At 58.9% G+C, this 14,391-nt stretch carries 14 protein-coding genes; 8 read left to right on the top strand and 6 right to left on the bottom strand.

The window, feature by feature from the left end:
• The first annotated feature begins 128 nt into the window (after positions 1–128).
• From AAIH70_RS17230 to AAIH70_RS17220, 3 genes are all read left to right on the top strand, one after another.
• Positions 129–839 (top strand): DUF1045 domain-containing protein, encoded by a 711-nt coding sequence (locus AAIH70_RS17230; protein WP_132276132.1) that lies wholly within the window; start codon positions 129–131, stop codon positions 837–839.
• Positions 839–1,972 carry an alpha-D-ribose 1-methylphosphonate 5-triphosphate diphosphatase gene (locus AAIH70_RS17225; RefSeq protein WP_132276131.1) on the top strand — a complete coding sequence of 378 codons (1,134 nt, stop codon included), beginning with the start codon at positions 839–841 and terminating at the stop codon, positions 1,970–1,972. Before AAIH70_RS17230 ends, AAIH70_RS17225 begins: the two co-directional genes overlap by 1 nt.
• Before the next feature lie 111 nt (positions 1,973–2,083).
• Positions 2,084–2,374, top strand: a complete 291-nt coding sequence (locus AAIH70_RS17220) for a hypothetical protein (protein WP_132276129.1) — start codon at positions 2,084–2,086, stop codon at positions 2,372–2,374.
• Positions 2,375–2,410: 36 nt separating this feature from the next.
• Here AAIH70_RS17220 and polA read toward each other — a convergent pair whose 3' ends face one another.
• The gene (gene polA / locus AAIH70_RS17215; protein WP_430034985.1) at positions 2,411–5,401 is read right to left on the bottom strand and encodes a DNA polymerase I; all 2,991 of its coding nucleotides are present in this window, start codon (positions 5,399–5,401) and stop codon (positions 2,411–2,413) included.
• A gap of 420 nt (positions 5,402–5,821) precedes the next feature.
• On the opposite strand from polA, the gene AAIH70_RS17210 reads away from it, so the two are divergent.
• Both AAIH70_RS17210 and AAIH70_RS17205 read left to right on the top strand, forming a co-directional pair.
• Positions 5,822–6,253, top strand: coding sequence for a MarR family winged helix-turn-helix transcriptional regulator (locus tag AAIH70_RS17210; protein WP_132276127.1), 432 nt, complete (start codon positions 5,822–5,824; stop codon positions 6,251–6,253).
• A gap of 100 nt (positions 6,254–6,353) precedes the next feature.
• Positions 6,354–7,745, top strand: coding sequence for a dipeptidase (locus AAIH70_RS17205; protein ID WP_132276125.1), 1,392 nt, complete (start codon positions 6,354–6,356; stop codon positions 7,743–7,745).
• Positions 7,746–8,086: 341 nt separating this feature from the next.
• Here the strand turns inward: AAIH70_RS17205 and AAIH70_RS17200 are convergent, their stop codons facing one another.
• Positions 8,087–8,296, bottom strand: a complete 210-nt coding sequence (locus AAIH70_RS17200; protein ID WP_132276123.1) for a cold-shock protein — start codon at positions 8,294–8,296, stop codon at positions 8,087–8,089.
• 490 nt (positions 8,297–8,786) lie between these two features.
• Between AAIH70_RS17200 and AAIH70_RS17195 the strand changes: the two genes are divergently transcribed.
• Complete coding sequence (locus tag AAIH70_RS17195) at positions 8,787–9,278, top strand: YbaK/EbsC family protein (protein ID WP_132276121.1); 492 nt, start codon at positions 8,787–8,789, stop codon at positions 9,276–9,278.
• Here AAIH70_RS17195 and AAIH70_RS17190 read toward each other — a convergent pair.
• From AAIH70_RS17190 to AAIH70_RS17175, 4 genes are all read right to left on the bottom strand, one after another.
• A complete protein-coding gene (locus AAIH70_RS17190) occupies positions 9,272–9,616 on the bottom strand; it encodes a hypothetical protein (RefSeq protein ID WP_132276119.1) in 345 nt (114 codons plus the stop codon). The genes AAIH70_RS17195 and AAIH70_RS17190 overlap by 7 nt on opposite strands.
• Before the next feature lie 253 nt (positions 9,617–9,869).
• Positions 9,870–10,091, bottom strand: a complete 222-nt coding sequence (locus AAIH70_RS17185; protein WP_132276117.1) for a hypothetical protein — start codon at positions 10,089–10,091, stop codon at positions 9,870–9,872.
• Positions 10,092–10,373: 282 nt separating this feature from the next.
• On the bottom strand, positions 10,374–10,631 hold the full coding sequence (locus AAIH70_RS17180; RefSeq protein ID WP_245519221.1) for a DUF982 domain-containing protein: 258 nt from the start codon (positions 10,629–10,631) through the stop codon (positions 10,374–10,376).
• A 106-nt stretch (positions 10,632–10,737) separates the two neighbouring features.
• The gene (locus tag AAIH70_RS17175; protein WP_132276115.1) at positions 10,738–10,980 is read right to left on the bottom strand and encodes a hypothetical protein; all 243 of its coding nucleotides are present in this window, start codon (positions 10,978–10,980) and stop codon (positions 10,738–10,740) included.
• Between the two features lie 173 nt (positions 10,981–11,153).
• On the opposite strand from AAIH70_RS17175, the gene AAIH70_RS17170 reads away from it, so the two are divergent.
• A complete protein-coding gene (locus tag AAIH70_RS17170) occupies positions 11,154–11,561 on the top strand; it encodes a DoxX family protein (RefSeq protein ID WP_132276113.1) in 408 nt (135 codons plus the stop codon).
• Between the two features lie 190 nt (positions 11,562–11,751).
• A complete protein-coding gene (locus AAIH70_RS17165) occupies positions 11,752–14,388 on the top strand; it encodes a transglycosylase domain-containing protein (RefSeq protein ID WP_132276111.1) in 2,637 nt (878 codons plus the stop codon).
• Positions 14,389–14,391: the final 3 nt, after the last annotated feature.

Here is a 14,391-nt window from a genome sequence, read left to right as displayed (position 1 = left end):
GAAGGGTCGAAAAGGTTTCATCGACCGTGCCGCGGGTTTGTCACGAGGCTGTGAAAAGGTACCGCGACAACGCGGCGACAACGGCCTATATCCCTGGTCGAACACCGAATTTAAGGACATGAGATACCATGCGTTATGCGATCTATTTCACCCCCGCCAAGGATGATCCGCTGACGCAGGCAGCAAGTGTCTGGCTTGGCCGTGATGCCTATGAAGGGCGCGATCTTACCCCTCCCACCGATACGGGTCTTTCAGAAGACGAATGGAGGACGATTACGGCTGATCCGCGCCGTTACGCCTTTCATGCGACGCTGAAGGCGCCGTTTACGCTGGCCGACGGCAAGGACGAAGCGGGCCTTATAGATGCAGTCGATCGGTTCGCCGCACAGGCTGACGCCTTCGACATTCATGAACTGGTGGTCGCCGGCCTTGGGCCTTTCTTCGCGCTCGTGCCGGGCGCACCTGACCCAATCCTTCAAGCTTTCGCGGGCAGCATCGTGGAGCAGTTCGAGCCCTTTCGTGCACCGCTTTCCGAAGCCGATATCGCGCGCCGCAAGCCGGAAAAACTGAGCGAGCCGCAGCGCAACTATCTGCATCAATATGGCTACCCTTACGTCATGGAAGAATTTCGCTTCCACATGACGCTGACCGGGCCAGTAGTCGAGGAACGCAGCGCGGCAATTGCCGCGCTGCTGACACAGCGCTTTGCCGCGTTCACCGGCAAGCCGCGCAGCATCGATGCGCTGACGGTGTTCGTCGAACCGCAACGTGGCGAGCCGTTTTCCGTTCTGCATCGTGCGCCGCTCAAGTCTGGTGAGAAAAAAGAGGCCGTGGCTTGATGGAACAGGTTTTCAGCAATGCCCGCATCGTTCTTGAAGACAGCATCCTGCAGGGTTGCGTGCAGATCCGCGATGGCCTGATTGCAGACATTTCCGAGGGAACATCCCAAGCCGGTGAAGACCTGGAAGGCGATTATCTGCTGCCCGGCCTGGTGGAACTGCATACCGACCATCTGGAAACCCATTTTTCGCCCCGCGCCGGGCTGAAATGGAATGCGATTGCCGCCATTCAGGCGCATGACACCCAGATCGCTGGTTCTGGCATCACCACCGTTCTCGATTGCCTGCGCATGGGATCGGGCGAGGAAGGCGGCTTTGCGCGGGGCGAGATGCGCGAACTGGCAAACTCGATCGAAGCGGCCGGTCGTGAGGGTCGCCTGCGCTCGGAACATCTCCTGCATCTGCGCTGCGAGGTCTCGACATCAGACGTGGTCGAGCAGTTCTCCGATTTCGAGGGTGATCCGGCCGTGCGGCTCGTTTCACTGATGGACCATGCACCCGGCCAGCGCCAGTTCCAGACGATGGACCAGTACATCTTCTACTACAAGATCAAGCGTGGCCTGAGCGATGAAGCTTTCGATGCTTTCGTCGCACGCCGTCTGGAGGCATCCGAGCGCTATGCGGCGCCGCATCGCGATGCGCTTGCCGCCCATTGCACGGATGTCGGCATCGCGCTTGCCAGCCATGACGATGCGACCCTTGAGCATGTCGATGAATCGATCGGCCACGGCGTAAAGCTGGCTGAGTTCCCGACAAGCGTCGCTGCCGCCGAAGCCTCGCACAAGGCTGGTCTCAGCGTGTTGATGGGGGCACCGAACGTGGTGCGCGGTCAGTCGCATTCCGGCAACATTGCCGCCAGCGACCTTGCCCGTCTCGGCGTGCTGGATGTGCTGTCGTCGGACTATGTGCCCTTCAGCCTGCTGCACGCTCCATTCCTCCTCGCAGACACGATCGAGAACGTCAGCCTGCCGCAGGCGATTGCCATGGTCAGCGCTACGCCAGCCCGCACGATCGGCCTCAACGACCGCGGCCGGATCGCCACAGGCCTGCGTGCCGATCTTGTGCGCGTGCATCGGACGAGCGGTGTACCGGTCTGCCGCGCTGTCTGGCGGCAAGGAAAACGCGTCACCTGACGGCATCTATTCTTGGGTTCACAGCGACGTGAGGTGTAAAAATCTTCACACGTCTCGCTTTAAAGTTTCAGACAACGCTCTAGCTCTCCTATTATATTAGGGGAACACAATATGAAACAGACGGCCAGAACGACCAGGAAAGCAGAGGAAATCGCATTCGATATCGAGGCACGCATGGTCGTGCTCGAGATCGTTTCGATGACCAGCCTTGCGCTGGCGCTCGACACTTCGGAAAACGGAAATGCCGAGCAGGCGCGTGGCATCATGGAATTGATCGTCGAGACCGTACAGCAACGCTGTTCGGAGATGGGCCTGTCGTCCGAGGCATCACAATCGGCCGAGCGTTACGCCCAGCAAATGCTGTCGACGGCCCTGTCTTCCCTTTACCCGACCGGCCATTGACCCGCCTGCCCCGGTTATTCCGCGGCAGGCAGAAAATCAGTGCGCTTCATCCCAGTTGCTGGCAGCACGCGCATCCACCTTCAGCGGCACGCGCATGGACAGCGCCGGCATGGTGGCATTTTCCATGACTGACACGATCACCGGGATCGCCTTGTCGACATCGGCGTCCTCGACCTCGAAGATCAGTTCGTCATGCACCTGCAAGAGCATGCGCACCCGCTCACCCAGACCTGCATCGGCAAGCGCGGGCTCCATCTGCACCATGGCGCGGCGGATGACATCGGCCGCCGAACCCTGGATCGGAGCATTGATCGCCGCGCGCTCGTTAAAGGCACGCACGGACGGGTTGGAAGACTTGATCTCTGGATAGTTGATGCGGCGGCCAAAGATGGTTTCGACATAACCATCCTCGCGAGCTTTTGCCTTGGTGCTGTCCATGTAGTCGCGAATGCCCGGAAAGCGCTCAAAATACTTCTTGATGTATTCGCCGGCTTCCGAGCGCTCGATCGACAGCTGATTGGCAAGACCGAAGGCCGAAATGCCGTAGATAATGCCAAAGTTGATCGCCTTCGCGCGGCGACGCACCTCTGACGGCATGCCTTCCACCGGCACGCCGAACATTTCCGATGCCGTCATCGCATGGATATCGATGCCGTCTTCAAAAGACTTGGTCAGCTGCGGAATGTCCGCGACATGCGCCAGCACACGCAGTTCGATCTGGCTGTAGTCTGCGGATACCAGCTTGTGGCCCGGCGTCGAGATGAAGGCCGTCCTGATCTTGCGGCCTTCGGCATTGCGCACCGGGATATTCTGCAGGTTCGGTTCCGACGAGGACAGACGTCCCGTCGTGGTCGAAGCCAGCGAATAGGATGTGTGCACCCGCTTGGTTTCAGGATGAACGTAGCCCGGCAGCGCATCGGTATAGGTGGATTTCAGCTTGGTGAGTTGACGCCAGTCGACGATCTTTCGTGGCAGCTCCGCCCCTTCGGCCGCCAAATCCTCCAGCACGCTGGCCGAGGTCGACCACTGGCCGGTCTTGGTCTTGGAACCGCCGGGCAGGCCCATTTTGCCGAACAGGATGTCACCGAGCTGTTTCGGGGAACCGATGTTGAACCGTTCACCGGCCAGCTGGTAGATTTCGTCCTCGAAGGCTGCGGCCTTCTGGGCAAGTTCACCGGAAAGACGTGAGAGGATCTGACGATCGACGGTGATGCCGCGTTCTTCCATATCGGCCAGAACCGACACCAGCGGCCGCTCCAGGCGTTCATAAACGCGGGTGAGGCCAGCAGCGGCAAGCTGCGGCTTCAACACCATCCACAGGCGCAGCGTCACGTCGGCATCTTCCGCCGCATAGGCCGTCGCCTTGTCGATATCGACCAGATCGAAGGTAACACCGCTCTTGCCCGAGCCAGCGACCTCCTTGAAGGCGATCGGCTTGTGGTTCAGCCAGCGTTCCGACAGCCCGTCCATGCCGTGGTTCGCCTTGCCGGCTTCCAGCACATAGGACATCAGCATCGTGTCGTCGTAATTCCTGACGGTGACGCCGTGGCGTTTCATCAGCAGATAGTCGAACTTCAGGTTCTGCGCGACCTTCAGCACCGACGGATCTTCCAGCAGATCCTTCAAACGGTCGAGCGCCTGGCGCGGCGCGATCTGGTTTTCGGCCAGACCACCGCCCAGAAGATCGCCGACGCCGTTCTTGTGCGTCAACGGCACATAGGCAGCCCGGATTTTCTGGCCCGACGGATTATCCTTGTTGTCGGCAAGCGCCAGCGAAAAACCCACCAGTTCGGCCTGCATCGGATCAAGCGAATTGGTCTCGGTGTCAAAACCAACGAGACCGGTTTCGCGCGCCGCCCTGATCCAGTCGTCGAGTACCTCGACATCGCGGATCGTCGTGTAAGTGGTCGTATCGATCTTGGCACTGCCGAAAGCGGCAATCCGCGTCTCGGCCAACGATGCCGGCGTGGCTTCGCCGTTGCCCTTGGCAGCAGCCGCCTTTGCCGGCGTTGCTGACACATCGCCCGCGCTCTGAACGGTATCTCCAGCGGTTCCGGCATCGAGATCGGGACCTCGGGCAAGGTCACCCCACTCGACAGTGACCTCAGCGGGTTCGATTTCGTCGGCATTGCAGTCGCAGGCAGCCGCCACGCGGCGTGTCAGTGTGCCGAACTGCATGGTTTTCAGGAAGGCGACCAGCTTGGGACCATCCTGCGGCTCAAGAACCAACGCATCCAGATCGAGCTCCAGCGGCACGTCGGTGCGAAGCTCTACCAGCTGCCTGGAAAGACGGGCCTGATCGGCAAAATTGATGATGCTTTCGCGGCGCTTGACCTGTTTGATCTCGCCGGCACGGGCGAGCAGCGTGTCGAGATCACCGAATTCTTCGAGAAGCTGGGCGGCGGTCTTGGGGCCGATACCGGGAATGCCCGGCACGTTATCGACCGAATCGCCGACCAGCGCCTGCAGGTCGATCATCTTTTCCGGCGGCACGCCCCATTTCTCGATGACGTCAGGGACACTGATCTGCTTGTCCTTCATGCTGTCATACATGTGGACCATCTGCGTCACGAGCTGCATCAGATCCTTGTCGGAGGAAACGATCGTGACATCCGCTCCGGTCGCTTCCGCCTGTCGTGCATAGGTGGCTATGATGTCGTCGGCCTCGAAACCTTCCGTCTCGATGCAAGGCAGATTGAAAGCGCGGGTCGCCTGGCGGATCAAGCCGAACTGCGGCACCAGTTCTTCCGGCGGCGCGGAACGGTTGGCCTTGTAGGCATCATAGATTTCCTTGCGGAACGTCTTCGAGGAATAATCGAAGATGACCGCAAAATGCGTCGGCGTGACACCGACAGAAGTGTCGCGCGCATCAGTCAGCAGCTTCCACAGCATGTTGCAGAAACCCGATACGGCACCGACCGGCAGCCCATCGGACTTGCGGGTCAGGGGGGGAAGCGCGTGAAAGGCCCGGAAAATGAAGCCGGAGCCGTCGACTAGGAAGAGATGATCGCCTTTTTTCATGGGCATGAGATATCGCGTGACGTGGGTTGCGTCCAATGAAACTTGGCAGGATACGCCGCCTTTGCAAGCCGCCTGCGAGTGGGGCGCCGGGTATTATTACGGATTTGTAATTCTTGCTTCCCTTGAAAAGCCGCATTCAGGCTCACATTTCTAAACCAACGGCGCCTGATCACGCCGTCGTCTGAAAGCTGGCTCGTCCCCCGCCGCTTCAGATCGGGCAAGGGCCTTTCCCCCTCTCCGGGCCTTTGCCGCTTATCTGAGCCGCCATGACCGATCCCCCTCCCGGTCATGGCGGTTTCGCTTTCGGCATCAGCATCAACTTTAGAATTTATTCACATACATAACCCTGCGCAGGTTTCGCAAAAGCATGGCAGGCTATATAACCGATCCATTCCGCGCCCTCGCATCCGGAAGGATGATTCGCCCATGGCCTTTGATCGTTCCAAGTCAGCGACCTATCTGGCTGGCCAATTGGCCAAGGGGTTTGCGCGATCACTTCACCAACGCGCCGTCACGCTTGGGTTTTCGCCCGGCCAGTTCCCAGTTCTCGTCGAGCTCTGGCAGGAAGATGGCCTCACCCAGAAGCAGATTCTTGATCGCCTCGATGTCGAGCAGGCAACTCTTGCCAACACACTGTCACGCATGGAACGCGACGGACTGGTCGGACGCACACCACACCCGACCGATCGCCGCGCCCAGATCGTCTCGCTGACAGAGCGTGGCAGGGCGCTTGAAAGCGAGGCAATTGGTGCAGCGGCCGAGGCCGAAAGCGCACTGCTCGACGGATTTCGCAGTTTTGAAAAGCAGCTTATGCTCGAATACATGCGCATGGCGGTGGAGAATGCGCGAAAGCTCTGATGGCTGAACCTGACCTCAGGGACAATATCCGAGGGTGTTTCCAAATCATTGCGAATGGGTCTAGGGTCCGGCCAGTCTTTAAGAATGCAGGATCTTTTCCATGACCGATCTTTCCCCCGTGCTTTCCCGCGCCGACGAAAACCTGCCGGCCGCGCTCGACCGCCTGTTCGATCTTGTCCGCATCAAGTCGATCTCCACTGACCCTGCCTACAAGGCAGATTGCGCCAAGGCCGCCGACTGGCTGGCCAAGGAACTGACTTCGCTCGGCTTCGACGCATCGGTACGCGCCACACCCGGTCATCCGATGGTTGTCGGCCACCACGCCGCCTCCACGCCTGACGCCCCGCACGTTCTGTTCTACGGCCATTACGATGTGCAGCCGGTCGATCCGATCGAGCTTTGGGAAAACGATCCTTTCGAACCGGCGATCAAGGATCTCGGCAATGGCCGCAAGGTACTGACCGGTCGCGGCACCGCCGATGACAAGGGCCAGTTGATGACCTTCGTGGAAGCCTGCCGCGCCTACAAGGACGTGCATGGCTTGCTGCCGATCAGCGTCACCATTCTGTTCGAAGGTGAAGAAGAGTCGGGGTCGCCGTCGCTGAAACCGTTCCTGCAAGCCAATGCGGAAGAATTGAAGGCCGAATTCGCACTCGTTTGCGACACCGGCATGTGGGACACCGATACGCCGGCAATCGCTGCTGCCCTTCGTGGCCTGGTCGGCGAGGAAATCACCATCACGGCTGCCGACCGCGATCTGCATTCCGGCCTGTATGGCGGTGCGGCCGCAAACCCGATCCACATCCTCACCAAGGTCATTGCCGGCCTGCGTGACGATACCGGCCGCATCACGCTTGATGGCTTTTACGATGGCGTCGAGGAAACACCTGAAAACATCAAGGCAAGCTGGGAAACGCTCGGTCGCTCCTCGGCAAACTTTCTTGGCGAGATCGGGCTCTCGGAACCGGCTGGCGAAAAGGGACGGTCGGTACTGGAACTGACCTGGGCGCGCCCGACCTGCGAGGTCAACGGTATCTGGGGTGGATATACCGGCGACGGCTTCAAGACCGTGATCGCCGCCAAGGCATCGGCAAAAATCTCTTTCCGCCTCGTCGGCACCCAGGACCCTCAGAAGGTTCGCGAGAGTTTTCGCGCTTACGTGCGTTCGCAGATCCCGGCCGATTGCTCGGTTGAGTTTCATGAGCACGGCGCCTCTCCGGCGATCCAGCTGTCCTACGATTCACCTGCCCTGACGACGGCCAAGAACGCGCTGTCGGACGAATGGGCAAAGCCTGCCGTCGTCATCGGCATGGGCGGATCGATCCCGATCGTCGGTGATTTCCAGACCTTGCTGGGCATGGACTCGCTGCTGGTCGGCTTTGGCCTCAACGACGACCGCATTCACTCTCCGAACGAAAAGTATGAACTGAAGTCGTTCCACAAGGGCATCCGCTCGTGGGCACGCATTATAGATGCGCTTGCAAAACGGTAATTTTTCCCGTGGCTCCGGCACTTTGCGTCGGGGCCACTGCACATCGTAAGGTTTTCGATGCCCTAAAACGCCAAAAAGGCCGGGCAAGCCCGACCTTTCGTATCCCGTTTCAAGCCTGCCATTACATCCGTGGTCAAACGAACGGGATCGGCACTTCTCAATTCCGCAGGCTTTTGACCCGCGGTTATGAAATGACGATAAGCTGAAATGGTTAATATTTCGTTAACATCTAAAACAGCATCTCGAATTAGCACAGGCCTCGGCTTTCCGCGTCCTGAAACGCAAAACGCGCCCCGGAAGGGCGCGTCCAATATTTCTGATCCCGAGGGATAAATAGCTGATCAGGCAGCCTGAAGATTGTCAGCCGAAACGCGGCCCGAACGCTTGTCGGTAACCAGTTCGAAGCTGATCTTCTGGCCGTCGTTCAGGCCGTTCATGCCAGCGCGCTCAACAGCAGAGATGTGAACGAAGACGTCCTGTGCGCCGTCGTCAGGCTGGATGAAGCCGAAGCCCTTGGTTGCGTTGAACCACTTTACGGTACCTGTAGCCATTACGATGTCCTTTCAGTCGCAAATATAAGCTTGCTCACTGCCTCATGAAGGCAATGTGCGTCATTTCTCGTATTTGAAGGAAAGGTCTCGTAGCGTAAGGACGCCTTAGTGCCGCTTGCAAACAAATATCGATGCGGAGGCAGGTAACTTTGAGAAGGCGGGATGTCAAGATAAACAGATGCCGCAGGCGCAATCTTCAATTGCACCAAACTCGAAACATCAACTGAATTTCCCTGTCGGCAAATACCGAAAATAAGAAACCCGGCGCGGGAGGAGGTGCGCCGGGTTCTTAATACTGACTAGCAACCGGGAGGAGGAGGTGTTGCCAGTCCAATCGAGCGACACTGGGAGGAGGAGTGCGTCGCTTCGATGTTTGTAAGATACGGCATATTCGCTCAAAAAACAGACAGAGTTTCGCAGCGCAGCCATGCGTTTTGCGCATAACTCTTTCAGGCTTGCGGCCTCAGTGCCTGGCGATTAGGCTGACTTCATGTCACTTCAATCAGTTCAGGCCTTCTTCGCCAGTCACGCACCCGAAATACAGGTCATCGAAACCGAAGCTAGCTCGGCAACTGTTGCGCTTGCGGCCGAAGCTCATGGCGTCGAGCCGGACCAGATTGCCAAGACCATCTGCCTGCGCGCCGGCGAAACCGTGCTGCTGCTTGTGACGGCGGGCACACGCCGCCTCGACAATCGAAAGTTTCGTGATCACTTTGGCGCCAAGCCGCGGATGCTGGGTGGAGAAGATGTGGTGGAACTGACCAGTCACCCGATTGGCGGCGTCTGCCCATTCGGCCTCGCCGCACCGCTATCGATCTATTGCGATTTATCGCTCAAGGACCACGCTATCGTGGTGCCGGCTGCAGGCGCCACGAATTCTGCGGTTCGAATTGCGCCTGAGAGGATGGCGGAGCTGGTATCCGCCACCTGGGTCGATGTCTGCGGCATGCCGAAAGAGCCTGCCGAACAGAGTGATCAGTAGTAGCGGCGGTACCAGGCCTGCTTCTGCTCGGCCGTTGTCGTGGCAACCAGATAACCGATACCGAAGCCGATCGCACCGATCAGCGTAAACAGAGTGGTGGCTGCCGCAGGATGCTCACGAATGGCGCCGGCCGCGGAGACAGCCTCATCCTGCACATAATGCGCAGCACTGCTGGCCCGGCGTGAAACATTTTCATATGCCTCGCCGCTTTTTTCAGCGAGCTTTTCGCGGATCGTGGCAATCTCGGCGCGCAGGTTGGCGACTTCGCTCTTGAACCCGTCGTTGAGGTCCTCGCTCGTAAGGTCGCTTGAGATGTCGGCTTTGCGTAGGGACTTCATTCCAATCGCCTCTGGCATGGGTATCTCCAAACATGGTTGTGTTCAACGTATCGGAGCATGCTCAACTGATGAGCGGCGGATAGGTTCCCGATCGCAGCAACCAGGGGGATGATGTGATGCAAAAAAGCAAAACGGCCGAATCAGTCATGATTCCGCCGTAATCGAAGCCGGCAATCCGGCCATGTTTTCAAGCTGAAAACAGCTTTCATTCCCCGCATGAGCAACGCGTGAGTGCAGCCCTAACAGCGCACGACTAGCGGCTTTGGGCCAGGGTTTCTGCCAGATGCGACAGAGCCTCTTTTTCGCTCATGCCCTTCTGCAGAGAATTCACCAGAATCAGCGCAAGGGCCTCGCCATCAGGGCTATCCTTGTTGATCCGGTGTTCGTTGCAGGCATCATCGAAGACCTGCTGAAGGAGGCTGAGCTGATCGGGATTGACCGGCTGTCGAACTTGTGTGCGCATGAAAATCTCCATCGCTCCCGGCTTCCCCTGCCGGGCGTTGGCTACAGTGCATACGTTCTCAACGTCTGCGAGGCGTTGGCTACCTTTCCCCGAAATAAAGGCACCAATTGGACTGATCTCAGATCCGCTTACCGGAGATAGTCTCAACAATAAATACAGCCTTCACGGGAATACTATTGAGGCTAAAATCGATAGCGACGCAACTACAACTAATCATATGTGATTTAGCATATTATTTTACTCTTAATTGTATGTTGAGCCATAAAAAAGGGGACTAGCGCCCCCTTTTCAAAATCAGTTCGAATGAGCCCGCGCTTCGCTGACGGCCTGTTCAAATTGAATGCGCGCTTCCTCGACGGTTCGCCGTCCATCCAGCGCCGCCCGGCAAAGGCTGCGGGCACGCACGAACTCTGCACCACGTAGAAACGGCCACTTCTCTGTCATCAAAGCCAGGGCATCATGTGGCCCCTTGACCAACTGTTCGTCTGCTTCACCAACAGCGACACAGACGGGCTTATTCCATTGCGACTTGCTAATCTGTACGTCGAGCATCGGACCCTCCCCTTTAACAGCCGACTTAAACGCATTGGCAGCCTAATCGGTTCCAAGGAAAAACACCAGAAAAGGATCATATGTCATCTTCATCCTTTTGGCGGGATCAGTGCCGCCACGAATGATCGCGCGGGACAGATGCCGAACCCAGAAGATAGCCCACCGCCAGGCCGGCAAGTCCGACAGCAATCAGAGCCGAGCCGGTCGCTGCAGGATGATCCGCCGCGTGGGCCGCGACCATGCCGGCCTCATCCCTGACACGATCAACAGCCTTTCGTGCCTTTGCCGTTGGCCGGTCCCTGTTCGTGATATCGCCGGTGAAACCAGCATCCAGTGATTTGCGCGCCATATCCATTCTCCTTTGCCAACAACCTCGATCGGGTAACACAGGCAAACCGGATTGGGTTCCGCTCAACGGCACGGCATGCGCTTTCACGAAGACGTGCGGTGAAGTTGCATTGCTTTTCGCAAGTGCAGCAAACAAAGGGATTCGTTATCATTTTCTCCCGGAGTACACCGCTTATGCAAAACAGCCTCAACAGCGCCCAGCCTGCTCTTCTCAGTGCGCTGCGTATCGCCCTCGGCCTCGTCATCTTCTCGTTCGGCATGGCAAAGATCTTTCACTTCCAGGCCGGCAACTTCACCCCGCCGGCCGGATCGCTTCCTTGGATCGCCGGTCTTTTCGAACTGATTTGCGGTTTCCTCTTCCTTGTCGGCTTCCAGACGCGCATTGCCTCTTTCTTGCTCTCGGGCCTGATGGCGTCGGCCTATTTCATCAGCCATTTCCCCAAGAGCTTCTTCCCGGTTGAAAACGGTGGTGGCGCGGCAGCGGTCTACTGCTTCGTCTTCCTGTATTTCGTCGCCGCCGGCGCCGGACCGTTCAGCCTCGACGCCAAGCTTTTTGGCGCCCGCACTGCCAAAACTGCCTGATCTGAATGACAGGGAGCGCAGCCGACCGGGCTGCGTTCCTGCTCTGCGGGACGGGCATCATCACCCTTAATGCCTCGTTAAATCGCCGCATTTACAATTCATTGGAAATATCGGGCGAGGAACGACGCGCGCCGCCGGACGCATTGTCATCCGGCAGGCGCCCGACAGAATTGGGGTATTACCGGTCCGCATGGCATCCAGATCAAAGTCAAATGAACGCGTCGAGCCATCCTTCGGGGACGAGGCAGAGCAGGATTCCGACTTGCGTCTGGACGCCGACGATCGGATTTCCGCCAGAGGCAAGTCTGCCAAGGGCAAAATCAAGCCCGCGACGCCAGCTAAAAAATCCTCCCACAAAGCCAAAGAACCGCGCCAATCCGGCGGCTTTTTCGGCTTCGTCCGCTCCGTCGTTTATTGGTGCATCGTTCTCGGCATCTGGGTCGGCATCGGCGTCGGCGGTCTCGTCATATATTACGGCTCGAAAATGCCGAGCGCCAGCTCGTGGACAATCCCCGACCGGCCGCCGAACATCAAGATCACCGCGCTCGATGGTCAGGTGATCGCAAACCGCGGCACGACCGGCGGCGAGGCTTTGGCGCTTGAAGAAATGTCGCCTTACCTGCCACAGGCCGTCATTTCCATCGAGGACCGCCGTTTCTACTCGCATTTCGGCATCGATCCCGCCGGTCTTGCCCGCGCCTTCGTCAACAACCTGACCGGCCAGCCGATCCAGGGTGGTTCGACGATTACGCAGCAGCTGGCCAAGAACCTGTTTCTTTCGCCGGACCGCACCTTCGAGCGCAAGATCCAGGAAGTGCTGCTTTCCTTCTGGCTGGAAACAAAATTCACCAAGGACCAGATTCTCGCCATGTATCTGAACCGGATGTTCTTCGGTTCGAATGCCTATGGCGTCGAGGCAGCCTCGCGGCGCTACTTCAACAAGTCGGCGCGCGACGTCAATCTGGGTGAAGCGGCAACGATTGCCGGCCTTTTGAAAGCCCCATCGCGCCTTTCGCCGGCGCGCGATCCTGAGGCAGCCGAAGCCCGCGCACAGATCGTGCTCAGCACCATGCAGCAGGAAGGCTATATTACCGAAAGCGACCTGAAGACGGCGATGTCTCAGCCACCGACCAAGGCAAAACGCTATTGGTCCGGCGCGCAGCATTATGCCGCCGATATGGTGGTCGATGAAGTGAAGCGCCTGATCGGCGACATCAAGACCGACGTCAATGTCGAGACCACGATCGATCTTTCGCTGGAGGAAAAAGCTGAAAAGGCATTGACCGACGTCCTCCAGAAGGAGGGCAGCAAGCTCAACGCTTCGCAGGCGGCACTCGTTTCTGTCGATGCCACCGGCGCCATCCGCGCGCTGGTCGGCGGCAAGGATTATACCGAAAGCCAGTTCAACCGCGCGGTCACGGCCAAGCGCCAGCCCGGTTCGGCTTTCAAGCCGTTCGTGTATGCCGCAGCGCTCGAAGCCGGCGCGCGGCCGGACACCGTCTATAACGACGGCCCGGTGAAGATCGGCAACTGGACACCGGAAAACTTTGACCAGAAATACCGTGGCCCCGTCACGCTTTCGACGGCACTGACCAATTCGCTCAACACGATCGCCGCGCAGCTGGTGACACAGGTCGGGCCTACCAATGTCATCCAGCTTGCCCACCGCGTCGGCATCGACTCGGAGCTGCAGTCGAATGCTTCGATCGCTCTCGGCACATCGGAAGTTTCGCTCCTCGAGCTCACCTCGTCCTACGCCCCGTTCATGAATGGCGGCTTCAAGGCCGCGCCGCACATCATCACGCGTATCACCGATCCGGACGGCAAGGTTCTTTACCAGGCCGAATTCCAGAACCCGCCGCGGGTACTGAGCGAGACCGTTGCCGCGACCATGAACAACATGATGAGCCGCGTCGTACTCGAAGGTACCGGCAAGAATGCGCGGCTGAAAAACTGGCAGGTGGCCGGCAAGTCGGGCACCACCCAGTCGTTCCGCGATGCGCTGTTCGTCGGTTATACCAGCATCCTCACCACCGGCATCTGGTTCGGCAATGATGATGGCGCGCCAATGAAGAAGGTTACAGGTGGCGGTCTGCCGGCCAAGGCCTGGAAGGAATATATGACGGCGGCGATGAGCGGTTACACGCCGACGCCGCTTTACGGCAGCGGCGCCGGCTTCGTGCTGCCGCCGGCAACGGAACAACAGCCGCCGCAACAGACAACGCTCGGCGACCTGATCTCGGGCGTGCTGCCGGGTGTGGGCAGCGATCCCGCGCCGATAGACGACACCGGCGAGTTCCCGCCGGCACCGACGCCGGCTCAGCCTCAGCAAAACCAGGCGGTTCAAAACCCCTACCCACAGAACCAGCCGGTGCCCAACCAGCCAACACAACAGCAACAGCAGGCCCGCCCGCAGCAGCCTGTTCAGCAAGCGCAGCCGCGTCCACAGCAGCAACCAAGGCAACAGCAAAGCGCTCCGGTGCCGGCCAATGTGCGACCGAATGACGGTGGCTATGTCCCGCCCGGCAATGTGCCCGCGAACCGCTATGACCAGCGCGAATACCGCCCGGAAAACCAGCCCGCTTACGAGCCGGAATACCGTCCCCGCGACCGTGAGGTTCGGGATTACCGCGAATATCGCGGCGGTTATGGTGACCAGGGCGGCGTGCCCGTACCACCGGGCGATGTCGGCGGCGATTACGGCAATTATGTTCCGCCCGGCAATGTCGGTGAAGGCGGTTATATCCCGCCCGATAACCGCGGTTACGAACAACCGCATCCGATGCCGCGCCGGACAACGCTTTTCGACATTCTGACGGGGCAATAACCT

The organism is Neorhizobium sp. BT27B (genome assembly GCF_050455485.1).
In the GTDB taxonomy this organism is placed as follows: Bacteria; Pseudomonadota; Alphaproteobacteria; order Rhizobiales; family Rhizobiaceae; genus Neorhizobium.
The sequence above is the reverse complement of the archived record's forward strand: the minus strand, read 5'-3'. Positions and strand labels throughout refer to the sequence as shown.

Excerpts from the sequence above, each read along its gene's own strand:
- AAIH70_RS17225 (WP_132276131.1), top strand. The coding sequence starts at position 839 with ATGGAACAGGTTTTCAGCAATGCCCGCATCGTTCTTGAAGACAGCATC.
- polA (WP_430034985.1), bottom strand. The coding sequence starts at position 5,401 with ATGCCCATGAAAAAAGGCGATCATCTCTTCCTAGTCGACGGCTCCGGC.
- AAIH70_RS17185 (WP_132276117.1), bottom strand. The coding sequence starts at position 10,091 with ATGGAGATTTTCATGCGCACACAAGTTCGACAGCCGGTCAATCCCGAT.
- AAIH70_RS17165 (WP_132276111.1), top strand. The coding sequence starts at position 11,752 with ATGGCATCCAGATCAAAGTCAAATGAACGCGTCGAGCCATCCTTCGGG.
- AAIH70_RS17230 (WP_132276132.1), top strand. The coding sequence starts at position 129 with ATGCGTTATGCGATCTATTTCACCCCCGCCAAGGATGATCCGCTGACG.
- AAIH70_RS17210 (WP_132276127.1), top strand. The coding sequence starts at position 5,822 with ATGGCCTTTGATCGTTCCAAGTCAGCGACCTATCTGGCTGGCCAATTG.
- AAIH70_RS17195 (WP_132276121.1), top strand. The coding sequence starts at position 8,787 with ATGTCACTTCAATCAGTTCAGGCCTTCTTCGCCAGTCACGCACCCGAA.
- AAIH70_RS17205 (WP_132276125.1), top strand. The coding sequence starts at position 6,354 with ATGACCGATCTTTCCCCCGTGCTTTCCCGCGCCGACGAAAACCTGCCG.
- AAIH70_RS17190 (WP_132276119.1), bottom strand. The coding sequence starts at position 9,616 with ATGAAGTCCCTACGCAAAGCCGACATCTCAAGCGACCTTACGAGCGAG.
- AAIH70_RS17180 (WP_245519221.1), bottom strand. The coding sequence starts at position 10,631 with ATGCTCGACGTACAGATTAGCAAGTCGCAATGGAATAAGCCCGTCTGT.
- AAIH70_RS17175 (WP_132276115.1), bottom strand. The coding sequence starts at position 10,980 with ATGGCGCGCAAATCACTGGATGCTGGTTTCACCGGCGATATCACGAAC.
- AAIH70_RS17220 (WP_132276129.1), top strand. The coding sequence starts at position 2,084 with ATGAAACAGACGGCCAGAACGACCAGGAAAGCAGAGGAAATCGCATTC.
- AAIH70_RS17200 (WP_132276123.1), bottom strand. The coding sequence starts at position 8,296 with ATGGCTACAGGTACCGTAAAGTGGTTCAACGCAACCAAGGGCTTCGGC.
- AAIH70_RS17170 (WP_132276113.1), top strand. The coding sequence starts at position 11,154 with ATGCAAAACAGCCTCAACAGCGCCCAGCCTGCTCTTCTCAGTGCGCTG.